The organism is Thiorhodovibrio litoralis (assembly GCF_033954455.1).
GTDB classification, from domain to species: domain Bacteria; phylum Pseudomonadota; class Gammaproteobacteria; order Chromatiales; family Chromatiaceae; genus Thiorhodovibrio; species Thiorhodovibrio litoralis.
The window spans coordinates 3,604,667-3,626,834 of the sequence record NZ_CP121473.1 but is presented as its reverse complement, the minus strand read 5'-3'; the positions used below and the strand labels follow the sequence as shown (position 1 = coordinate 3,626,834).

The 22,168-nt window shown below is 62.9% G+C and carries 20 protein-coding genes; 13 read left to right on the top strand and 7 right to left on the bottom strand.

Annotation, left to right across the window (positions count from 1 at the left end):
• Positions 1-6: 6 nt before the first annotated feature.
• Positions 7-1,212 (bottom strand): efflux RND transporter periplasmic adaptor subunit, encoded by a 1,206-nt coding sequence (locus tag Thiosp_RS16305; RefSeq protein WP_201068141.1) that lies wholly within the window; start codon positions 1,210-1,212, stop codon positions 7-9.
• Positions 1,213-1,323: 111 nt separating this feature from the next.
• Positions 1,324-1,746, bottom strand: a complete 423-nt coding sequence (locus tag Thiosp_RS16300) for a hypothetical protein (protein WP_201068140.1) — start codon at positions 1,744-1,746, stop codon at positions 1,324-1,326.
• A 272-nt stretch (positions 1,747-2,018) separates the two neighbouring features.
• On the opposite strand from Thiosp_RS16300, the gene Thiosp_RS16295 reads away from it, so the two are divergent.
• The 4 genes from Thiosp_RS16295 (at position 2,019) to Thiosp_RS16280 (ending at position 6,220) form a co-directional block, all read left to right on the top strand.
• Positions 2,019-3,116: a glycosyltransferase family 2 protein gene (locus Thiosp_RS16295; RefSeq protein WP_242518777.1), complete on the top strand. Its 1,098-nt coding sequence runs from the start codon at positions 2,019-2,021 to the stop codon at positions 3,114-3,116.
• Between the two features lie 112 nt (positions 3,117-3,228).
• Complete coding sequence (locus Thiosp_RS16290) at positions 3,229-4,872, top strand: ArnT family glycosyltransferase (protein ID WP_201068139.1); 1,644 nt, start codon at positions 3,229-3,231, stop codon at positions 4,870-4,872.
• A 39-nt stretch (positions 4,873-4,911) separates the two neighbouring features.
• On the top strand, positions 4,912-5,766 hold the full coding sequence (locus Thiosp_RS16285) for a phosphatase PAP2 family protein (RefSeq protein WP_201068138.1): 855 nt from the start codon (positions 4,912-4,914) through the stop codon (positions 5,764-5,766).
• A 100-nt stretch (positions 5,767-5,866) separates the two neighbouring features.
• On the top strand, positions 5,867-6,220 hold the full coding sequence (locus Thiosp_RS16280) for a hypothetical protein (protein ID WP_201068137.1): 354 nt from the start codon (positions 5,867-5,869) through the stop codon (positions 6,218-6,220).
• A gap of 20 nt (positions 6,221-6,240) precedes the next feature.
• Here the strand turns inward: Thiosp_RS16280 and Thiosp_RS16275 are convergent, their stop codons facing one another.
• Positions 6,241-6,711, bottom strand: coding sequence for an EVE domain-containing protein (locus Thiosp_RS16275; protein ID WP_201068136.1), 471 nt, complete (start codon positions 6,709-6,711; stop codon positions 6,241-6,243).
• Between the two features lie 211 nt (positions 6,712-6,922).
• Here Thiosp_RS16275 and Thiosp_RS16270 point away from each other — a divergent pair, with 211 nt between their 5' ends.
• Positions 6,923-7,795 (top strand): HDOD domain-containing protein, encoded by an 873-nt coding sequence (locus tag Thiosp_RS16270; protein WP_201068135.1) that lies wholly within the window; start codon positions 6,923-6,925, stop codon positions 7,793-7,795.
• Positions 7,796-7,862: 67 nt separating this feature from the next.
• Complete coding sequence (locus Thiosp_RS16265; protein ID WP_242518776.1) at positions 7,863-10,475, top strand: DEAD/DEAH box helicase; 2,613 nt, start codon at positions 7,863-7,865, stop codon at positions 10,473-10,475.
• 73 nt (positions 10,476-10,548) lie between these two features.
• Here the strand turns inward: Thiosp_RS16265 and Thiosp_RS16260 are convergent, their stop codons facing one another.
• Both Thiosp_RS16260 and Thiosp_RS16255 read right to left on the bottom strand, forming a co-directional pair.
• Complete coding sequence (locus Thiosp_RS16260) at positions 10,549-10,821, bottom strand: type II toxin-antitoxin system RelE/ParE family toxin (protein ID WP_201068134.1); 273 nt, start codon at positions 10,819-10,821, stop codon at positions 10,549-10,551.
• Positions 10,818-11,030 carry a TA system antitoxin ParD family protein gene (locus Thiosp_RS16255; protein ID WP_201068133.1) on the bottom strand — a complete coding sequence of 71 codons (213 nt, stop codon included), beginning with the start codon at positions 11,028-11,030 and terminating at the stop codon, positions 10,818-10,820. The genes Thiosp_RS16260 and Thiosp_RS16255 overlap by 4 nt, the downstream gene beginning before the upstream one ends.
• Before the next feature lie 106 nt (positions 11,031-11,136).
• On the opposite strand from Thiosp_RS16255, the gene Thiosp_RS16250 reads away from it, so the two are divergent.
• Positions 11,137-11,406 (top strand): hypothetical protein, encoded by a 270-nt coding sequence (locus tag Thiosp_RS16250; protein WP_323696539.1) that lies wholly within the window; start codon positions 11,137-11,139, stop codon positions 11,404-11,406.
• Positions 11,407-11,430: 24 nt separating this feature from the next.
• Complete coding sequence (locus Thiosp_RS16245) at positions 11,431-12,828, top strand: ribonuclease H-like domain-containing protein (protein WP_201068132.1); 1,398 nt, start codon at positions 11,431-11,433, stop codon at positions 12,826-12,828.
• Here the strand turns inward: Thiosp_RS16245 and Thiosp_RS16240 are convergent.
• Entirely contained in the window at positions 12,823-13,602 is a 780-nt protein-coding gene (locus Thiosp_RS16240; RefSeq protein WP_201068131.1) for a tRNA pseudouridine(65) synthase TruC, read from the bottom strand. The two genes, Thiosp_RS16245 and Thiosp_RS16240, sit on opposite strands and share 6 nt — an antisense overlap.
• A gap of 65 nt (positions 13,603-13,667) precedes the next feature.
• Here Thiosp_RS16240 and Thiosp_RS16235 point away from each other — a divergent pair, with 65 nt between their 5' ends.
• Both Thiosp_RS16235 and Thiosp_RS16230 read left to right on the top strand, forming a co-directional pair.
• Positions 13,668-13,925 (top strand): type II toxin-antitoxin system Phd/YefM family antitoxin, encoded by a 258-nt coding sequence (locus Thiosp_RS16235; RefSeq protein WP_201068130.1) that lies wholly within the window; start codon positions 13,668-13,670, stop codon positions 13,923-13,925.
• A 5-nt stretch (positions 13,926-13,930) separates the two neighbouring features.
• A complete protein-coding gene (locus Thiosp_RS16230) occupies positions 13,931-14,347 on the top strand; it encodes a type II toxin-antitoxin system VapC family toxin (protein ID WP_201068129.1) in 417 nt (138 codons plus the stop codon).
• Positions 14,348-14,408: 61 nt separating this feature from the next.
• Here Thiosp_RS16230 and ppdK read toward each other — a convergent pair whose 3' ends face one another.
• Positions 14,409-17,192 carry a pyruvate, phosphate dikinase gene (gene ppdK / locus Thiosp_RS16225; RefSeq protein ID WP_201068128.1) on the bottom strand — a complete coding sequence of 928 codons (2,784 nt, stop codon included), beginning with the start codon at positions 17,190-17,192 and terminating at the stop codon, positions 14,409-14,411.
• Between the two features lie 293 nt (positions 17,193-17,485).
• On the opposite strand from ppdK, the gene Thiosp_RS16220 reads away from it, so the two are divergent.
• Genes Thiosp_RS16220 through Thiosp_RS16210 form a run of 3 tightly spaced genes read left to right on the top strand, consistent with a single transcriptional unit; the run spans position 17,486 to position 22,118 of the window.
• Positions 17,486-18,550, top strand: coding sequence for a hypothetical protein (locus Thiosp_RS16220; protein ID WP_201068127.1), 1,065 nt, complete (start codon positions 17,486-17,488; stop codon positions 18,548-18,550).
• Positions 18,547-20,160, top strand: a complete 1,614-nt coding sequence (locus Thiosp_RS16215; RefSeq protein ID WP_201068126.1) for a proton-conducting transporter transmembrane domain-containing protein — start codon at positions 18,547-18,549, stop codon at positions 20,158-20,160. Before Thiosp_RS16220 ends, Thiosp_RS16215 begins: the two co-directional genes overlap by 4 nt.
• Positions 20,157-22,118, top strand: coding sequence for a proton-conducting transporter transmembrane domain-containing protein (locus tag Thiosp_RS16210; protein ID WP_201068125.1), 1,962 nt, complete (start codon positions 20,157-20,159; stop codon positions 22,116-22,118). The genes Thiosp_RS16215 and Thiosp_RS16210 overlap by 4 nt, the downstream gene beginning before the upstream one ends.
• Positions 22,119-22,168 lie beyond the last annotated feature (50 nt).

The window sequence follows — 22,168 nt, the reverse complement described above, 5'->3', positions numbered from 1 at the left end:
GCGCCTCTAGTCCTTGGCGCCGTTGTTGGCTGCCGGTGCGGGCTGCTCGGCATTCTTGTCGCTCGCCTGCTTACTGGTCTGAGCCGCTGCCTCATCGGTGTTTGGTTCAGCTGGCTCTTGTTCGCTGTTGTCACCGCCTGCGGCAATGCTGACAGCGACGCCATTGCGCAGTTTGACCTGACCGGCGGCGACGACCACATCGCCATCCTTGAGGCCGGACACCACCGACACCCGCTCGCTGCGCACCGCGCCGGTTTGCACCTGGCGCCGTTGCACGACTTTCTGCCCCGCCTGCTCGCCCTCGCCATCGGTGATCAGAAAAACCGAATCGCCATAGGTATTAAAGGTAATGGCCGAGCGCGGCAGTGTCAGCACCTTATCCTGCTGCGGCAGCAGGGTGGTGACCTTGGCGAACATGCCGGGTCGCAGCAGATGCTCGGAATTTTTCAGCAACCCGCGCACCCGCACGTTGCGCGTGGCCTGATCGACCGCGGGGCTGATGGCCTGAATGGTGCCGCTGAAGCGCTGCTGCGGATAAGCGGCAACCTGGATTTCCACCGGCTGACCCGTCGCGATTTTGGCCAGTTCGCGCTCCGGCAGAGCATAGTCGACATAGACCGGATCAAGCGCTTCCAAGGCTGCGATGCTCGATCCGGCGGCCAGATATTGCCCAAGATTGACCTGGCGAATGCCGAGCTGCCCGGCAAAGGGCGCGCGGATGGTTTTTTTCTCGATGACCGCGCGCTTTGATGCGACCTCAGCCTCGGTCTGCTGCAAGCTGGCGCTGGCCTCGTCGAAATCGCCCTGAGACACGGCGCGATCCTTCAGCAGACGGCGGTTGCGCTCAAGCTGCGTCTTGGCCAGGTCGCGTGCGGCTTCCAAACCGGCCAGATCGGCCTCGTCCACCTCGGTGTCGAGCTGCACCAACGCCTGGCCTTGTTCGACCATGTCGCCGGATTCAAACAGAATCTGTTCCACTTGCCCGGGCACCTGGTTGGCCACCATCACACCCTGCACAGCCTGCAACGAGCCGACCGCGCGCAGCTCCGGCTGCCAGGACGCTGTCTCAACCCGCGCGGCCTCGACCGTCGCCGGCGGCTGCGGCTTGGAGAACATGGCAATCTCGCCCTGAATCTGGCGATATTTCAAAAAGCCCAAGCCGCCGACGATGACAGCGACCACGATGAAAACAATCAGAATGCGACGCAGCATGATGAGTTAGGGTCCATAAAATCGGCACAGGGTCCGCGGCAAGCGTCTTGGGACGGCGGGACCGAATCCGTTCGGGTTTGCTTGAATGCGCGCGGGTGGTGGAAAAGCCCCTCAGTCCGCTTCATCAGATGACGCGGCCGCTCGCGCGGCCTTTTTCGCACCGAGGCGAGCCAGCCAGAGCTTTAGCAGCGTCAGACTCGAGAGCGCGCCAGCTCCCCAGGCGAGCAGCAGGTAGGAGGACGGAATCGCCCACGGCGGGCTCGCCGCCAAGGCCAAGGCCCCGGCGCCGGCGCTGAGGAAAAACACGCCGATCAGGAAAAACACTGTCCAGCTGAGCGCCATGGCCTCATAACGCTCACCCATCGATAACAATACCAGTGTGCCGGGTAATGCCAGCGCGGCGATTACAAACATGGTGACAATGGTGCTCCAGCCAATCGCCGGCAGAGTGCCGACAATGGCGGGTTGAATCAAGGAGCCGGATAGCAGCCCAGCGGTCGCCGCGACCACGCCTAGCAGAATGTCTCTTTTCATCGCGCCTGTCATGGAGCTTCTCCCCTGGAGCCGTCCTCAGTTTGTTCTGCCTGCCTGACAAGATGACGATCAATCATCAATCTAGCCGGCACATCGGAAAACCCGTCATTGTCGCTAGGTCGGGGTGTTCGTCGCAAGGGAAATCGCGCTTATGCATTCCGTTCCCGGGCCGGGCCTGTGAATCTTGGCCCCGTCGACAGTTGCTCCCGGCACTTGCGCTATAATCCGCGCCTCGGCTTTGTGCCGGACCCGATGTTTTCGCACAGGCTCGAATGATGCCATCCCAATCCCCAACCGCCCAGTCCGCAGTTGCCCAATCTGTAGGCAGCCAGTCAGCGGCCGCCCAGTTACCCGTTGCACAATTGCCAACCGGCAGTCCAACGTCTCATCGCTCGCTGTCTGTTGTCATCCCGCTGTATCAGGAAGCCGAGAATGTGGCACCGTTGCTTGAGCGTGTGCACGAGGGGCTGGCCAGCTATCCCAACCCCTGGGAACTGATTCTGGTCGATGACGGCAGTCGGGACGCGACGCCAGCGCGGCTTGAAGAGGGTAGAGCGCATTATGGGGAGCATGTCCGCGTGATTCGCTTGCGGCGCAATTTTGGTCAGACGGCGGCGATGCAGGCGGGCTTCGATGCCGCGCGTGGGACCTTTATTGCGACGCTGGACGGCGATCTTCAGAACGATCCGGCCGAAATTCCGCGCTTGCTTGATGAACTGGTCGAACGTGATCTTGATCTGCTGCAAGGCTGGCGCCAGCACCGGCAGGATGCGCTGCTTATTCGCAAAATTCCCTCGCGCATCGCCAATCGGCTGATCGGGAAAGTGACCGGCGTGCGACTGCACGACTATGGCTGCTCGCTCAAGGTCTATCGCGCGGAGGTGATCAAAGATGTGCGGCTGTATGGGGAGATGCATCGGTTCATTCCGGTGTGGGTCGCGTCCGTGACATCGCCTGCGCGCATTGGTGAAACCGCGGTTGGGCATCAGGCGCGGCAGTTTGGCGAGTCGAAGTATGGCATTTCGCGCACTTTCCGGGTGCTGCTCGATCTTCTGGTGGCGTTTTTCTTTCTGCGCTTTGGTGGGCGGCCGGGGCATTTTTTTGGTTCCATCGGGCTTTCCTTTGGCGCGCTGGGCTCGTTGTTGATGGCGCATCTGCTGGTGGTCAAGTTTTCTTTCGGCGAGGACATCGGTCAGCGTCCGCTGTTGTTTGTCGCCATCCTGCTGCTCGTCGCCTCGGTGCAGTTGCTGACCACCGGTGTGCTGGCGGAGATGCTGGTGCGGACCTTTTTTGCCTCCTCCAGGCGCACGCACTATGGCGTCCTGCCGGACGATTCCCATGCTCGGCCTGGCTGGAAGAGGGCGGATTGATGGCGGCCCAAATGACGGTGTTTGGATTGATGCTGGCCAAATGGGAGTCGGTGCGTTTGATAGCGGTCAGATGGATGCTGAGCGGATTGCTAGCGCCCGGATTGATGCTGATATGAGCGGATCAGCCTTGGCATTGCGACTGCGTCTGCCCGAGGGCTTGCTGGTCTCGCCCTGGGTCCTGCCACTGATCCTGTGGCTTGCGTTTTTCTGGCAGCTTGGCGGGCCGCCGCTCTACGATCTCGACGAGGGCGCCTTTACCGAGGCGACCCGCGAGATGCTGGCGAGCGGGAATTTCATCACTCCCTATAAGGATGGCGAGCCGCGTTACGACAAGCCGGTGCTGATCTACTGGCTGCAGGCCGGCTCGGTGGCGTTGCTCGGCCTGAATGAATTCGCGCTGCGTTTGCCCTCGGCCATCGCCGCGAGCCTCTGGTTGTTCGCGCTCTGGGTGTTCGTGCGCCAGCGACTCGATCGGGCGACGGCCACTGTGGCCGCGCTGGTGATGGCGCTATCGCTGGAGATTGGCCTGATCGGCAAGGCGGCGGTGGCTGATGCGGTGCTCAATCTTTTCATCGCGCTCGCCTTTTTCGATACCTATCGCTATCGGCTCGCGCGCGCTGAGGATTCTCCGCGGGCGCGTGGACTGCTTTGGCGGGTTTATCTGTGGCTGGGGATTGGGTTTCTCACCAAGGGTCCGGTGGCGGTGTTCTTTCCGCTGTTGGTCAGCCTGCTCTATGCGCTCACCATGGGCTGGCGCGAGATCAAACTCTGGCTGGGCGCGGTGTTCGAGCCGCGCGGCTGGCTGGTGTTTTTGGCCGTGGCGGCGCCCTGGTATCTGGCGATTTATCTCGACAACGGCCTGGGATTTTTTCAGAGCTTTTTCTTAAAACATAACCTTGGGCGCTTTGGCGGGGTGATCCATGGTCATGAGGGCTTTCCAGGCTACTATCTGGCCATGCTGCCGCTGATCATGCTGCCCTTCAGTGGTTGGCTGCTGGCTGTGATTCCGGCAGCGCGGCGCATCTGGGCCGATCCGCTCGATCGTTTCCTGCTGCTGTGGTTTTTCACCGTGCTGGTGGTGTTTTCGTTCTCCAGCACCAAGCTGCCGCATTACCTGGTTTATGGGTTGACGCCGCTGTTTATTTTGCTGGCGCGCTATCGCGAGCGCCTGACTAACCGCTGGCTGGCGCTGTTACCACCGCTGCTGTTCCTGCTGCTCTTGCTGGCACTGCCGTTGGCGCTGGGGCCGCTGGCCGAGCAAACCGAGAAGGAGCATGAAATCGCGCTTTTTGAGCTGGGCGGGCAGGTGCTTGATGGCTATTATCTGCTGGGCGTGCTGTCAGCTCTCGTCCTGCTGGTCAGCCTGTTTCTGGCTCAGCGGGTCGCGGTCTGGCAGCGCCTGATGCTGGCAGGTGTGATTCAAACCCTGGTGGTCTTCGGGCTCCTGGTGCCGCGCGTGTTCGATGTGATGCAGGCGCCGGTCAAGGAAGCCGCGTTGCTTGCGCGCCAGCTTGATGCGCCCACAGTGGTGTATCGTACCAGCATGCCGAGCTTCAGCGTCTACCGGCAGGCCATCACGCCGGAGCGTGAGCCCGAGCCAGGCGAACTGGTGTTTTTGCGCATCGACAAACTCGCGCGCCTGCATGAGCTTTATCCACCAGAGCAGCTCGAGACCCTTTACCAACGTGGCGCTGTTGCCTTGTTGCGGGTTGGCGGACGTCCATCAACGCCAGCTGTGGTGCCTGATCATGGCTGATGCCATGGTGAAAGACTTGGGTGAAAGACTTGCCTGATCATGACTGAAGGACTGCTCGGTTTTTTGCGCAGAGATCTCCAGGCCGCGCTGACGCGCGGGCTGGAGCGCGATTCGCCGTCCAATCCCGCTGCGGCCCGGGAGCTGCTGCTGGCCTCGCTGTTGCTCGGCTTGCTGGCAATGGGGATGTTTCTCTCCGCTGGCTATCACACCGGTTTTCTCGCGGTGAATACCTGGACGCGAGATTATCCGTCCTGGCTGTGGCAGAACCTGACCCTCTTGGGCGATGAGCATCTGGCCTTTACGCTGGCGCTATTTTTCTCGCGTCGTCATCCACGGGTGTTCTGGGCGTTGATGTGCGCGGCCCTGGTCGGTGCGGCCTATGCGAGCGGGCTTAAGCCGCTGGTGGATGCGCTCCGCCCACCGGGGGTGCTGGAGGCAGGGAGCTTCAATCTGATCGGGCCTGGCCACCGGCATCACAGCTTCCCGTCCGGGCATAGTGTGACGGCTGCCGTTTTTTTTGGCGTGCTGATCTATTACGCTCGCAGGGGTGAGTGGCGGCTGTTGTTCCTGCTGCTCGCGCTGCTTGCGGGCCTGAGCCGGGTGGCCTTGGGCGTGCATTGGCCAGTGGATGTGGCGGCAGGCTTGGCGGGCGGTCTGCTGGCAGCCTGGCTGGGGGCGGCTCTGGCCCGGCGCTTGTCCTGGGGCATGACAGAGAGCAGTATCCATCTTGCACTGGTCACATTGGCGGCGATCATGGCGGTGGCCCTGGCCTTGGTCGGGCGCGGCTATCCGGAGGCGCTCTGGCCGGGACGAGTCGTGGTCGCAATGGCGCTATTCACCGCGCTGGCGAGTTATCTGATCTTGCCCGTGATGCGCTATGTGCGCACGCGCTGATTCGGCGCTGGGCTAGCCCGTGTGAGCAACGATTGTGAATGCAGATTGCGAATGCCGATTGTGAATCAGGCTCAACCGGCTTTCGATTCAGGAGGGACAGATGCAGGATCGACCAACCATTACCACCGCGATCCCCAAGGGGCGCTATCAGATTGGTGATTTTTCCGCGACCTTGCTGACGGAGGTCCAAAGCCCGGATGCGCGCCGCTATCGCTACATTCTGGCTTTCGTTGCCGATGGTCAGCGCGAGCCGCGATTTTATGTCTGCTGCGAGTCGTCGGCAGACCCGGCCAACCCGCGGCTGTGCGAACTGCGGGTGGTTAGCGAGGCGCTCTCGGAGGTGGTCGACAGCAGCGAGCGTTGGGCGGATGCCGATCTTTTCGCCGAGCAGGCGCTGGAGCTGGGCGTCCAGGCGCTTGGGCTGTCGAAGCAGCAGATTGTGAAGCTGCTGTAGGCTTCAGCGCGAGGCTTCAATCAGTTCTCAAGCGACAGAATCAGCTTCCATTGATCAGCCGTTACCGGCATGATCGAAAGCCGGCTGCCTTTGCGGATGAGCGGAAAGTCTCCGAGCGCGGCGGCGTGCGGTTCGCTTTTCAGTTCGGCCAAAGTGATGGTCCGCGTCAAATGCCGGATGTAGCGCACATCGACGAGAAACCAGCGCGGATTTTCCGGGTCGCTTTTGGGGTCGAAGTATCTGTGCTGCGGGTCGAACGCTGTGGGGTCTGGGTAGCCGGCGGTGACGATCTCCATCAGCCCGACGATACCCGGCTCCTTGCAGTTGGAGTGATAAAAGAACGCCTGATCGCCGGGCTGCATCTGGTCGCGCATCATGTTGCGCGCCTGGTAGTTCCTGACCCCATCCCAGGGCTCGGTGCGGTCGGGACGGGCAAGAAGATGCTCAATGCCGAAGACTTCGGGCTCGGATTTCATTAGCCAGTAGGCCATGCGGGTGCCTCTGATAACAGCTCGGATGCGGAAAACGGCTCGGCTCTGGTGATCGCGAGCGTGGATTGGCGGCGTTTTTTGCTAAGGGATTCCATCAACGCCATTGTGACTGCACTATGATAGTCATTAAGAATGGAGAGGGGAAAGCCCCATCCGGATCCCCACACTCGGGCCGCGCTCAAACCTCGGCAGTCTTGATGATACTGAAGCCATGACACCAGAAGCCCTGATCAAAGAAACTGAACATTTGTTCTCGCTGCCGGACGTGGCGTTGCGGGTGAATCAGCTCATTGACGAGCCAAGCACGCGTCCCGCGGACCTGGCCGAGGTGATTTTGTACGATGCCGCGCTGTCCGCGCGCCTGCTGCGCCTGGTCAACAGTGCTTACTACGCGCGTCCACGAGCGATCGAGACGGTCACCCAGGCGATTTCGATGATTGGTTTTCGGCCGCTGCGCGATTTGGTGATCGCCACTTTCGCGGTGGAGCGGTTTCGCGGTTTACCGCCGGAGCGCGTCAATATGGAGCGCTTTTGGTTTCATGGTGTTGCCACCGGACTCGCCGCGCGCGAGCTGGCCAAGCGCCGCGGCGTGCGCGAGGGCGAGCGCTTGTTTCTGGCCGGTCTTCTGCACAGCATCGGCAAGCTGGTGTTCTTTAGCCAGTGCGCGGAAGACTACACCGAGGTGTTGCGACTGGTGGACGAGGACCGACAGCCGGTTGTTGCTGCCGAGGAGAAGGTTTTCGGGTTCAACTACGCAGAACTTGGCGCCGAATTGTTGCGCACCTGGAGATTTCCCGAGTCGATCTGGAAAGCCGTGGCCTATCAACTCAATCCGGATGCGGCACCGGATTTTAAGCTCGAGGCCGCCATTGTGCAGGGAGCGGAGCAGGTTGCCGGTATCGTGCAGTCCACCGCCATCGACGGCGGTGAGGCCCTGGCCACCAGCGCCTCGGATTATCTGTCCGCGCTCGCCGAGCGGCTTGCCCTGTCATCGGATGCCTTGAGCGAATTGCCTGGCGATATCAGTCTGCAAGTGGTGGAGGTGTTCGAGATTCTGGTTCCCGGCGCGTCAGTCGTTTACTAATGCCTCGGATTCATGCGCTGCGATCAGATGGGCACGCATCATAGAGACTTCGCCCCTGCCGCAAACCATGCCTGAATTCACGCAAAGCTTGGCGCCACAATCTGCACCGGAAGCCGCAGCCAAAGCCGCACCCCATGCGTCGCATCAAGCAGCGGATTTCGCGCGCTTTCTCAACGGCCTGAAGCGCCGCTACCAGGATCGCATCACCGGCGAACTGGCGTTGCCGGCGGCGCGTGCGCGGATGGCCGATCTGCCGCCAGATGTGCATCCGCGCCTGCGCGATTCACTCAATGCGCGCGGTCTCAACGCACTCTACACCCACCAGCGCGAGGCCTGGGACTTGGCGCGCGCCGGCCAGCATCTGGTCATCGCCACGCCAACGGCCTCCGGCAAGACCCTGTGCTACAACCTGCCGGTCATTGATGCCGTGCTTTCGCGCCAGGCCAAGGCGCTCTATCTGTTCCCGACCAAGGCGCTGGCGCAGGACCAGGTGGCGGAGCTTTCTGAGCTTAATCAAGCTGGGCTCAAGGGCGGGCTTGGCCAGTTCGACCCCAATGGGGCTGGTGCGCACGGCAGCAAGGGAGCCCAAACCCGCGGTGATCAGCGCGGTGGGAATCAAAACGCCCGTGCCGAGACCATCGGCGCTAGCGGCGAGGGCACAACGCTTGGCATCAAAGCCTTCACCTTCGACGGCGACACCCCGGGCGACGCGCGCAAGGCGGTACGCACCCGCGGCGACATCGTGCTGTCGAACCCGGACATGCTGCACCAGGCCATCCTGCCGCACCACACCAAATGGGCGCAGTTCTTCGAGTCGCTCGCCTTTATCGTGGTCGATGAGCTGCACAGCTACCGAGGCGTCTTCGGTGCTCATGTGGCGAATGTGTTCCGCCGTCTGAATCGCGTCTGTGCCTTCTACGGCGTGCAGCCGCAATTCATCATGGCCTCGGCCACTATCGGAAATCCGCAAGAACTCGCCGAGCGGCTGATCGGCGCGCCGGTCGCTGCGGTGACCGAGAGCGGCGCGCCGCGCGGGGCCGGGCATCTGCTGCTGTGGAATCCGCCCGTCATCAACCCGGATCTCGGCATTCGCGCCTCGGCGCGCTCCCAGACCACCAGGGTCGCGCGCTCGGCGATCAAGGCCGGGTTCAAGACCATTGTCTTCGCGCGCTCGCGGCTGATGGTTGAGGTGATCACCAAGTATCTGAAAGACGTCTTCGACCGCGATCCACGCCGCCCGCCGCGGGTGCGCGCCTATCGCGGCGGCTATCTGCCGAGCGAGCGCCGCGGCATCGAGCGCGACCTGCGCGCGAGCCGGGTGGATGTGGTGGTCAGTACCTCGGCGCTGGAGCTGGGCGTGGACATCGGCAGTCTGGATGTCTCAGTGCTCAATGGCTATCCCGGCACCGTGGCCGCGACCTGGCAGCGGCTCGGACGGGCAGGGCGGCGCAATCGCCCCAGCCTCGGCGTGCTGGTCGCGAGCAGCGCGCCCATCGATCAGTACATTGTGCGCCATCCTGAGTTTTTTCTCGGCCGTTCGCCCGAGCAGGCGCGCATCCATCCCGATCAGTTATTGATTTTGATGGACCATGTGCGCTGCGCGGCCTTTGAATTGCCGTTTCAGGAGGGCGAGAGCTTCGGCAATGAAGACCTCGCCGAAATGCTCGGCTATCTGCGCGACCAGGGCCTGCTGCAATACCAGAGCGGGCGCTGGTATTGGATCGCCGACAGCTATCCGGCCAATGCGGTCTCACTGCGATCGGTCGCCGAGGGCAATTTCGTGGTCATCGACATCGACGCCGGCAAGCAGACCATCATCGCCGAGGTCGACTACAGCAGCGCGCCAGGTACGATTTATGAAGGCGCCATCTACATGGTGCAGTCCCAGCCCTATCAGGTCGAAAAACTCGACTGGACCGGGCGCAAGGCCTTCGTGCGCAAGACCCGCGCGGATTATTACACCGATGCGATTGACTATACGCGCCTGAAAATTCTCGACCGCTTCGATCAGCAGCGCCTTGACCAAGCCGCCAGCTCCAATGGCGAAGTGCATCTGGTGCGCCGCTATCCCGGCTACAAGAAAATTCGCTACTACAGCCACGACAACATCGGCTACGGCAACATCAACCTGCCGGATCAGGAAATGCACACCACCTCGGTCTGGTGGCAGGTGCATCCCGAGGCGCTAGCCCAAGCCCTACCTCAGCGCGAGCGCGCCATCGAGGGCTTCCTCGGCGCCGCCCATGCGTTGCACCATGTCGCCGCGCTGCGAGCCATGGCAGAGGTCAGCGATCTCGGCCGCGCGGTCGGAGACGGGCAGGGCACTTGGTTCGCCGCCGTCGGCAACGACGGTCGCGGTCAGCTGCGCGGCCCCGACAACGAGCCGGTCGAGCTGGCCCCCGGCGGTCGCTTCGAGCCGACGCTCTTTCTCTACGACAACTTCCCCGGCGGCGTCGGTCTGTCCGAGCCCCTCTATCGCGATGCGGCCATGCTGGTCGCCGACGCGCGCGCCCTGGTCGCCGCCTGCGACTGCGCCGGCGGCTGCCCAGCCTGCGTCGGCCCCATCCTGCCGGGGGATGAAGAACGCGAGCAGCATCCCAAGGCCGTTGCCTTGTTGGTGTTGGATTTGCTTGGCGGGACCGACGATGCCAAGTGGCCGGATCGGGTGCTGGCGTCTTGAGTTGTCGCCTCTTGTGACGCGCTGGCAGGAGAAAACCAATGAGTGCCGGGAGACCGAATAAAGCGACAGGCGCTTAGCGCTTTAAGTCGCGGTAGAAATTCTCATGCGGCCCCAGGCTCAGCAAGGTGCACCGGGCGTCATCCTGGGTGTAGGCAAGAAGGAAGCTTTGATGGATACAATCGAATTTGAATACGCGAACCCCAGCGAGGTCGCCCTTCTTCTCCTCGCCACTGGTCGGGTCGGCAAGGATGGTGCGAATGGCGTCATTCACGGCCTCACGTTGATTGGGATGAAGCCGCTTATACGCGCGCTTGAAGGCAGGTCGTTGGGCGAGTCGCGCGGTCATTGCTCCGGCAAGTCGAAGGGCTCGGAGGGTTCCTCAAGCGCCTGCAGCGTATCGCGCACAAACTCAATGGGCAGGTCTGGATTGTCGAGCGCGGCGCGGCCCACCTTGGCCCAGTAAGCGATCTGTTTTGGGATCGAGCGCATTTCGGCGCTTGCTTGTGACTTGGCAGCGGCATACAGCCTCTCGTCAATGCGGATGGAGACGCTCATCGTGATAATCCTGTGGCGATCTGCGACAAATGTAGTCTACGACCGTTGCTGGGTTTTGCCAAGCCGGGCGCTTGGGCGGCGGACTTTCGGATTTGTGGAGTGAGCAATGGACGACGACGGTTCGGCTTGGTACATGCTCGGTTTTGCGACGGGCTTGGGTTTTGGGGTTGCCATCGCTGCGCCGGACCGGCACAGCGTGGTCGTTCCTCTCGAGAAGGATCAGCGTGCAGCTCTCGAGCAAGCCGACGCTGGTGTCAGGATGGAACGAGAAATCTGTCTTCGTGTGCGAGAAGCGTTTTCCGAGTCACTCGGGTCGGATGAAGGACTCGATTTTCTGTGTGGCGACCCGAGTGAGTCGACTGGCCCTGGGCGCTGATCGGAACCAATGGCAATGCAGGGCATGAGCCTTAAATCCCGGCTTGGCCGGCTGCGCCAGCGCTCGGCGCTGATGCCAGCCAGCTCATCACCGGTCGATTCGGATACGGTTGATTCGGATACGGTGGATTCGAATCCGACTGACCAGGATCAGCTTGGTTCGGCCCAAAGCGTCCCATCCCAGCAGCCGGAATCCTTGGATGACCCTGGCAAGAAGGAAGGACGCGAGCAAGGTCTTGCCGAGCGGCTCGCGCGGCTGCGTCCCCATCAACCCCTGCCAGCCGCCCGCCATGGCGATGAACAAACCCTGGCTGATGCTCTGGGAGCCGAGCAAGTGGCGCCCGGACTCTTGCGTTTGCATCAAAGGCTGGACGCGACGCGGCAGCATGGCCGGTTTGCGCCGGCGCAGGCCGCGGCCGGTGCTTCGGACCAACTGAGCGAGCTGACCGACCTGGCGCCAGGCCCACCCGAGAGCTGGTGCTTTCTGGACACCGAAACCAGCGGCCTGGCCGGCGGCACCGGCACCTGGGTGTTTCTGTTTGGCGCCGCCCGTTTCTCATCCAGGCCAGGCGAGGGTGTCCTGGAACTGGAGCAGTATCTGCTGACCCGCCTGGACGCCGAAGCCCTGATGCTCGAGCAGATTGCCGCGTCCCTGGCGGATACTTCGCAGCTGGTCAGCTACAACGGCAAATCCTTCGACGTTCCCTTGCTCGCGACCCGTTGCCGGTTGGCGGGGATGGGCGGCTCGCCGACTATCCGCAACCTGGGCCGGCGACTCGAGAGCCTGGCGCATCTCGATCTGCTGCACCCGGTGCGCCGCGCCTATGCCCGACGCTGGCCCGACTGCCGTCTGGCGACCGTGGAAGCCCGCCTACTGGCCTTCGACCGCGGTCACGACCTGCCCGGCAGCGAAGCCCCCGCCGCCTGGCTCGACTGGCTGCGCCAGGGCGATTTGACCCGACTGCCGGGCGTGGTCGAGCACAATCGCAAGGACCTGTTGTCTCTTGCGGCGCTGATTCCGGCCTTGGCCAGCGCTTATCGGCAACCGCTGCGCCATGGTGCCGACAGCGCCGGCGTGGCCGCGCATTGGATCAAGCGGGGAGAGGTGGAACAGGCGCTCGCGCTGCTGGAGTCTTGCGTCCACGGGCAATCAGCCGAACCCGAGGCGATCTGGCTACTCGCGCATCTGCATCGCCGCGCCCGCAATTGGCCGCGGGCGGTGCAGCTGTGGGAGACGCTAGCGCGGGACAACCATCCCGACGCACTGGAGGCGCTGGCCAAGTTTCACGAGCACATCGCGCACGACCCGCACCGCGCCCTCGGCTACGCCACCCGCCTACCGGCTCACCCGGCGCGTGAGCATCGCTGCCAGCGTTTGCGGATGAAACTCGAGCCCACCAGGGAAATCATGCGGCGCTTATGACGCGGCATTGGGATCAGGGTTGCAGCACATTAAACTCGGCGATTCGCGCAGCGATTGCGTTGCGAGATTCCACCCCAGCGCCCGCGCCGTGCTGGCAAAATCCTCCGCCGGCGGTGCCTCGATGCGCAGGCGCTGACCTGTCGTTGGGTGATCCAGGCAGACCCGGGTTGCGACCAAAAGCAGGCGTGCATTGCCGAATTGCTCGCGAAAGAAGCAATTGTGCCGTCCGTCGCCATGGGTGGTATCGCCGATGATGGGATGAAAAATATGTTTCAGGTGCCGGCGCAGCTGGTGGCGGCGGCCGGTCTGTGGCGAGAGTTCGAGCAGGGAATAGCGCGCCGTGCGGTAGCGGCCCACCGGAAATGGCAATTCCACGGTGGCGAGGCGCCGATAGCCGGTCACCGCTGGCTGCGGGGGCTTGTGCGGATCAGCTAGCGGATCGGCGATGCGGTCGACTTCCTCGGGCAAGGCATGGTCGATGGTTCCGGCGGCATCGGTGTGTCCGCGCACAATGGCCTGGTAGGTCTTGCTCACCCGGCCGGCAGTGAACTGGGCGACCAGGGCGCGCGCCGTCGCCGGGTCGCGCGCGAACAGCAGGACGCCGGAGGTCGGCCGATCAAGGCGATGCACCGGGTAAACCCGCTGGCCGATCAGATCGCGCACCAACTGCAACGCAAAGGTCTTCGCGCCCTTGTCGATCAGGCTGCGGTGCACCAGCAAGCCGGCTGGTTTGTGCACCGCGATCAGTACCTCATCTAGAAACAGAATGTCCATCTTGATTTAAGCTCACTCCACCAATAGACTAGTCAGATACCTAGTCATAATTTGGGAGGCAACCCATGCTTCGTTGGCCCGTTCAAGATGCCAAAGCGCGATTTAGCGAGCTGCTGGACGCTTGTGTGAGCGAGGGTCCGCAGGTGGTGACCCGTCGCGGCACCGAAACCGCTGTGCTGGTGCCTATCGACGAGTGGCGGCGACTCAAGGTCGAAGCCCGTCCTTCTCTCAAGCAATTGCTCCTAACCGACACCGCCCGCATTGACACACTGGTGCCCGAGCGCGGCAAGGCCCAGCGCCGTCAAGCCACTACTCTGCGCTAACCTCCGTGTACTTGATCGATACCAATGTTGTCTCCGAGCTACGCAAGCGACGACCGCATGGCGCTGTCATTGAATGGATCGAGTCCATTGATGACGCCAAGCTCCACCTGGCTACTGTCACGCTCGGCGAAATTCAGGCCGGCATCGAACTGACCCGTGAACAGGATGCCGAGAAAGCCAAGGAAATCGAAGCTTGGCTGAACCTCGTGGCCGACACTTACAACCTGTTGCCGATGGATGGTCCAGCATTCCGCTGCTGGGCGAAGCTGATGCATCGGAGATCAGATACCTTGTATGAGGACGCCATGATCGCCGCGATTGCAACAGTAAAGGGCCTCACGGTTGTGACCCGAAACCTAGCCGATTTCGCCTCATTCGGTGTTCCCCTTTTCAACCCTTTCGAGTTTGGTGGATCAGGCTGAAATACGGGCAATGCGCTGATCCTGACGGCACGTCAGGATCAGCGGGTCAGGCAGGCGCGGCTTAGAGATCCTTGCGCCCCGCCTGCTGCAGCGCTGCCTGCGCTGCGGCCAGACGCGCCACCGGCACGCGCGGTCCCGAGCAGCTCACATAATCAAGCCCGGCCTGGTCGCAGAAGGCGATGGATGCGGGGTGGCCGCCGTGTTCGCCGCAGATGCCGACGTGTAGGTCCGGCTTGACTTTGCGGCCCCATTCAACGGCCAGTTCCATGAGTTTGCCAACGCCTTTGACATCCAACACCTCGAAGGGGTTGTCATGCAGGACGTTGCTCTGGTTGTAGAGCGGCAGGAACTTGTTTTCGGCGTCCTCGCGCGAGAAGGAGAAGGCCGCTTGGGTCAGGTCGTTGGTGCCGAAGGAGAAGAACTCGGCTTCTTCGGCCAGGGATTCGGCGCGCATGCAGGCGCGGACGACTTCGATCATGGTGCCGAACTTGAATTGGACCGGGAAGCCATAATCGGCCTTAACCTGTTCGTGCAGTTCGTCCACATAGGCTTTGACTTTGAGCAATTCCTGCACGGTGCAGACCTGGGGGACTTTGATCTGCGGGTGCGCGTCCAGGCCGGCTTTCTGGCATTCTGCGGCGGCTTCGAGGATGGCGCGAATTTGCATCTGGTAGATTTCGGGGAAGGTGATGCCTAAGCGCACGCCGCGATGGCCGAGCATGGGGTTGGTTTCGTAGAGCACACGAACCTTTCGCAGCATGGCCTCTTTCTTGACGATGGCCTCCTCGACCAGCATGGGATCGAGGGTGTGGCGCAGCGTATCGAACTCCCGGCGGGTTTCTTCAGCCGCATGCAGCAGGCCCATGGCGCCGGCCAGCGCCGTCATGCCGCGGGTGGACTGGGCGAGGCCGCGCAGATCGGCGATGTCCTGTTCGAGCTGATGCTCGTCGGGCAGGAATTCATGGATTGGCGGGTCGAGCAGGCGGATGGTGACCGGATGCGGGGCCATGACCTCGAACAGCTGCCGGAAGTCCTCGCGCTGCAAGGGTAGCAGCCGGTCGAGCGCGGCCTGGCGGGTGTCGGGTGTTTCGGCGACGATCATTTCGATGACGATGGGCAGGCGATCAATCGCGTTGAACATCCGTTCGGTGCGCGCCAGGCCGATGCCGACGGCGCCGTATTTGAGCGCAGTGCGGGCATCGTCCGGGGTGTCGGCATTGGCCATGACCTTCAGGCGCGCTTTCTCATCCGCCCAGGACAGCAGCACGGATAGTTCCTCGGTGAACTCGGGCTCGACTGTAGGAATGGCGCCGAGATAGACCCGACCGGTGGAGCCGTCGATGGTGATGGTGTCGCCTTCCTTGAAATGGGTGTCGCCGACGATGGCCTCGCGCCGGCTGACATCGACGCTGATGCCCTCGGCTCCCGCCACGCAGGGCTTGCCCATGCCGCGTGCGACCACAGCAGCGTGGGAGGTCTTACCACCGCGCGAGGTGAGAATGCCTTGGGCGGCGAAGAAGCCATGAATGTCCTCGGGTTTGGTCTCCTCGCGCACCAGGATGACTTTCTGGCCCATGTCACGGCCCATCTGCTCGGCGCGGTCGGCGTCGAACACTGCGATACCGGAAGCAGCACCCGGTGAGGCGGGCAGGCCGGTGGCCACGGCATCCGCCTTGAATGCCGGGTCGAGCCGGGGGAAGAGCATTTGCTCGAGCGCGGTGGGGTCGATACGCAGCAGCGCCTGATCCTTGGTGATCAGTCCTTCCTGCTCCATCTCGACTGAAGTGCGCACCAGGGAGACGGCGTTCATTTTGCCGTTGCGGGTTTGCAGGCAGTAGAGCTGACCGCGCTCAATAGTGAACTCGAAGTCCTGGATCTCTTTGTAATGGCTCTCGAGTTTGTCGCGCAGTTCGTCAAGCTCCGTGGCCATTTGTGGCATCTCGACGCGCAGACGATCGAGCGGCTTGGGCGTGCGAATGCCGGCGACCACGTCCTCGCCCTGGGCGTTGACAAGATACTCACCAAACAGTTTGTTCTCGCCCGTGCCCGGGTTGCGGGTGAAGCCCACGCCGGTGGCGGAATCATCGCCGCGGTTGCCAAAGACCATGGTGACCACGTTCACTGCGGTGCCATTGGCCATGTCCGGGGTGATCTTGAACTGGGTGCGATAATCGACCGCGCGCTTGCCTGACCAGGAGTTGAAGACGGCCTTGATGGCGATCTCGAGTTGCTGGTAGGGGTCGCTCGGGAAGGGGTGGCCGGTGGCCTCCTCGACCACCTTCAAAAAGCGCTCGCTAATGTCTTTCAGATCCGCCGCCGTGAGATCCACATCATGCTTGGCGTGCGCAGCCTGTTTGACTTGGTTGAATTCTTGGTCAAACTTTTCATCCGACACTCCGAGCGCGACCTTGCCGAATAGCTGAATGAAGCGCCGATAAGCGTCATAGCCAAAGCGCGCATCGCCGGTCGCCCGAATTTCGCCCTGCAGGGTGTCCTGGTTCAGGCCCAGATTCAGAATGGTATCCATCATGCCAGGCATGGACATGGCCGAGCCCGAGCGTACCGAGACCAGCAGAGGTTTTTCAGGATTGCCAAAGCCCTTGCCGGTTTTCTGCTCCAGAGCTGTCATCTCGGCGCGCACCTGGTCCATTACCCCGGCGGGCAGCGCATGCTTCTCGTCGTCGAGATAGGCCAGGCAGGCATCGGTGGAAATCACGAAGCCGGGCGGCACATTCAGGCCAATCTGGGTCATCTCGCACAGATTCGCGCCCTTGCCGCCGAGCAGCTTTTTGTTCTTGCCGTCGCCGTCTTCAAAGGCAAAGACCCATTTGTTAGTTGTTGACATGTGGTTCTCCCCGATCATAGTGGTGATGGTGATGTTTGTGATTGTAGTGCCGCGCCAGCGTCGCGCCCATTATTGTGTCCGGTGCCTCGCTGTCTCGTTGGGCCCGGTTGAGCTTTGGCGTAACGCGCCCCGGAGCGCCTGCCGGCTTGCTCGAGTCCGACGCTATTTGAACTGAGTTCCAGCGCGCTGCCAAGGTGTCCGGTTAAGACATCTCAGTATTTTTCGGGTTAGCATTGCCCGGGTGATTCACTCTTGGCTATTTTGATGGCTGCCATGCGGCGTTCTTGCGATTGATGATGGAAGGGATTGACGGTATCTGGGTGCTGGTGCTGCTGGTCTGCGCGGCAGGTCTGGCCGTTGCGTTGATGCTGCAAGGCTGGCAGGCCAGTTTGCGTGGCGAGGATTCAAATCTCGATGGTTCCCTTGCCAAGAGCCCTCTTGGCAGCGCTCGCTTCCTTGGCAATCGCAAGGCAGCCCTGCTGGTGGGGATGCTCGGAATTCTTTCTCTGGCGCTGACGGCCAAGTTTTTTGTCGCCGGATTGCTGGGCGGAGCTCTAGTGGCGCTCGCCTGGGTGCTCTGGGGCGGGGCGAATTGGCGCGCACGCTTGACGGCGATGCCAGGGCTTTGGGTGCAGGCGCTAGTGCTTGTGGCTGCCGCGGCTGCCGCGTCGCTGGCGCTCGCGGCGGCCATGCCGATGGGCGCCGGGACCCTGAGCGGCCTGCTCGGCCCGGTCAGCCGATGGATGCTGTCCAGCCCCCTTGCGGGATGGCTGGCTGGCTTGCTCTTGGGTGCGAGCCTCATCGAGATCGCCGGGCAGTTTGTGGGCTTATCGATGCCGCGTCCCGCTCTAGAGCTCAATGGTCTGGCGCTGCTGTATGGCGGAATTATTCTGTTACTGGTGGTTTTGGCCTGGACTCTTGGCGATGCCGACGGTGGCAAGGTCGCGGAAGGACTGCGCGGCGATGTCGCGGCGCGTCTGCATGTCACTGCTCTCGTGGGCCTACACGGGGATGCAACCGCTCGTCTGTATGGCCTGGCTCTGGCTGTGCTGGTGCTGGGTTTTGCCTTTCAGGTCGCCTTGGCCGCGACCTTGATCGCGCTCAAACAGCGCGCCGGGTCAGTGCAGCCAGCTGATCTCGAAGAGCTGTCGGCGGCCGAGTGGCGGACAGCGCTGGGTGATGATCCGGCTGTTTCACGGCGTCCCAGTGCAAGCGCAGGGAACCCCAGGGAAACCGGCGAGAAATCCAGGGCAGCCGGCGGGAATGCCAGCACAAGCGGAGGGAAGGGCAGCGCAAGCGAAGGGAAATCCAGCGCAAGCGCGGGGAAATCCAGCGCAAGCGGAGGGCAAAAGAAGTGAACTTGCTGCCTCAAGCGGCCGGCGGCTCCCACGCCCCTGAACTGGCGATGCTGGTATTGCCCATGCTCGCTGCGCTTGGCGTCCGGCCAGTTGCGGCGATCTCGCTTCGCGCGGCGCGGCTGATCGGGCCTGTTGTGCTGGCGGCCTGCATAGGCCTCGGGCTGGCTCTCCTCTTTCGCCCGGACGCGGCTCCTGAACTGATCAGACTCGGCGCTGCGGGCGCCCCGCTCGGGCTCATTCTCAGAGTGGATGGCCTCGCGTTGGTGCTTGCTCTCGCGGGTACCGTGCTAGTGTTGCTGAGCTGGACGCGCGGCGAGGATCATCCCGACCCGGCGCGTCAGGATACGGCCATGCTGCTGCTGGCGGGCGGGCTGACCGGGCTCGCGTTCGCCGGGGATCTGCTCACAAGCTGGCTGTTTCTGGAGTTGAGCGCGATGTCAGCCGCGGTGCTGCTGCTGTTTGGGGGCACGCTGCGCTCGCTGACCGCAGTTGTCGGCTTCTTGCGTTGGGGCGCTTTGGGCTCTGCAATCGCGGTCTTTGGTCTGGGGCTGGCGATGGTGTCTGTCGATTCGCTGGCGCCAGGCGAGCTGCAGGCGGCTGCGGATGCGGGCTGGGGCATGGCGAGTCGACTGGGATATGGACTTGTGGTCCTTGGCTTTGGCGTGAAAATCGGCCTGTTCCCGCTGAATGCCTGGGTCGCGGGCGCGGCGCGGGCCGCTCAGCCACGGTTGCTGGCCGTGATGACCGGCGCCTTGCCGGCGCTTGCCCTGGCGAGCCTGGCCAGATTGCTGTGGTTGGGGGACATGCCGAGACCCGACGCCGATGTGCTGATGGCGCTCGGCATGCTGTCGGTGCTTGCTGGTGCTTTCGGCATGTGGCGTGCGCTTGAGTTTCCAGCTTTTCTGGTGTCGCTCAGCCTGGCTGCCATCGGTTCCATGGCAATTGGATTCTCCTTGCCTGGACCGGCCGGTGTGTTTTCGGCGCTGGCGTTGCTGCTGCATTTCCTGCTGATCCATTCGGCGCTTTTCGTTCTCGCGCATCGCTGGCGTGGTCGTATCGCAGACCTAGCCGGCATTGGCTGGCGCCTGCCGTTGACCTCCGCAGTTTTGCTGCTGCTAGCTGCATCCATGGTGGGCGTGCCGCCTCTGCCGGGCTTTTGGGCAAAGCTGATGCTGGTGCTGAGTCTTGCCGAACAAGAGGGCAGCTTGGTGATGGTGGCGCTCTTTGCTGTTCTGTTGGCCGCGGCGGTGGAGGCTGCGGCCTGGCTGCGGCTGATCCGTGAGCTCTATGTGCGACCTCAGGATGAGTTGGCGTCAACTGAGCAGCCTAACTCTGCTGGCCAGGCTCCCCCTTTGCGCGCCGACCTATTGCCGCGTTTGCTGGTGCCAGGCCGCCTGGCGCGGGCCTATTTGTTGCTGGTGGCGTCGCTGCTGCTGATTGTGACCCTGGCTGTTGTGCCCGTGGCCGAGCACCTGAACCAATTGGTGATACCACGGCCGCAGCGGCCGCTCGCAGCCGGCCCGCAGCTTGCGGCGCTTGACCAGAGGGCCACGCCAGCAAAGGGCGCAGTCGGAGTTCGAGATTGCGTGAGTCCGGAGGCGATTGCATGACGGCGTCAATCCTCAACCTGCCCTGGCCCACGGCGCCCATTGCGGTGGTGATCCGCACTTGGTCGTGGCAAGCGCTGTCGCCGCTGGACTTGATGTTTCTGGCAAGTCTCGTGACCTTGCTGCTTGCGCTGGCGCTTGGGCGCTGGCGCCTGTTCACGCCTTTGTTCGCGGTTGGTTATGGAGTGCAATTCTGGGCATTGGCGCATACAGATTTGCTTACCGGAAAACCGCTGGTTGCGTCCCTGGTGTTGCGGGTGCTGCGCCAGCCCGTCATCTGGCGCTATGACAGCCTGTCTTGGTTCTTCGCGATGCTCACCATCGGTGCGGCCTTCGTGTGCAGCCTTTTTGCGCTGGGGCTCCCTGGCCCGCGGCGACGGGCTTTGGTCCAAGGAACCGGTTCCCCAGCGGCTGCTATGACCGGCGCCGGACCCGGTATCTGGCATTTGTTTCATGTCGCGCTGGCCCTCTCGGTGCTGAGCAGTCTGTGCCTTTTTGGCAGCGGCAATCTGCTCGCGCTTTACATGAGCTGGGAGCTGACAGTCTGGGCGCTGTTCCTGTTGCTCGGGCTTGGCGGCGGTTTGGTGCTGAGCACGGCGATCCGCTATGCCGCTTACTCTTTTGCCGGGGGTATGTTTTTGCTCGGCGCGCTGGTGCTGCTGTTTCGCGCCGCCGGCTCGTTCGACTTCGAGCGGGTCAGCGCCTTTCTGCCGGCGCTGGGGCTGGTTCAAGAGTCGCTATTGGGCGTGCTGTTGCTGGTCGCGCTGGGGCTGAGACTGGGAGCCTTGCCGCTGTTTGCCTGGCAGGCTGAATCTGGTCGTCCGCCGGTAGCGGTGTTCTGGCATGGCATCGCGGCGCGGATCGGGTTTTTCGCGCTCTTGTTGATGCTGTCGCGAATGATCGGCGTGGACTGGCTGACACCGATGGGCTTGGCGCAGAGCGGCGGCTGGCTCAATCCGCGTGGGGCGCTGTGTTGGATGGCGCTGGCCCTGGTGCTTTACGCCGGCTGGCGGGCCTGGCGACAGACGCGGGCGGATGCCGTGCTGGGCTGGCTGGCGCTGAGCCAGACCGGTTTCGTGCTCTTGGCTTTGATGGTAGGCGGCGTTTTCGGCACCGCCAGTGGCTTGTTGCAGCTGTTCAGTCTTGGCTTGGCTGAGGCGGTTTTGGCCGGGCTCTGCCTGGTCGCCACTCCCATCATGACGGCAACCAATCGTGTTGAGGTTGGCTTGCGCCGGCTGGCGCTGGGCGCGGCGCTGCTTGCCGGGGCCAGTGTGGTGGGGCTGCCGCCGACGCTCGGCTTCGTCTCCAAGTGGGTGCTCTACGATGCGATCTGGACAGCGCCAATGCTGGGCTGGGGACGCTGGCCCATGCTGTTGCTGGCCCTGATCGGCAGTCTGCTCGCGCTGCTCGCACTCATGCGTTTGGCTGCCATCATGCGCGCCTCCCCGGTGCCCGGCTGCCACGGACGGCCTTATGGGATTATGGCGCCCGTGCTGGGGCTGAGCAGTCTGACCCTGCTCGCGGGTATTGTGCCCGGGCCCGCCATGGGCTGGGTCGCCGCCATGCAGCAGGCGATCGGCGTGCCGGCGCTCAACTGGACTCTGGGCGGTGTCGACGGCCGCTTCGATATGTTGTGGCTAACCTTTGGGCAACTGCTGGTGCTGGTGCCGGCCCTGGCCGTGCTCTGGTGGGTGTGGCGCCAGGGGCGTGCGCAGGGGCAGGGCGCTAGCGCCGGCTTTTGGCGGGTTGTCGAAAGCTCGCGAGCCGGCCGGGCTTTGATTCAACCAAAGCCCAGGGACCGCGTTGATGGCTTGCGCATGCCAAAGCTGCAGCCCCTAGTCGCCTGGCTGATGGATGTGCTGGCCGCGGTCCCAGGCCTGCTAACCAGTCGGCGCATCGCGCCCTGGACGCTGAGCGTGACGCTCGGGGTGCTGGTTATCTGGGCGGTATCAGTCACCTGACGCGCTTGCTACTTGGTTTTCGGTAGCCAAAGCAGGTGGTTGAGCTATGC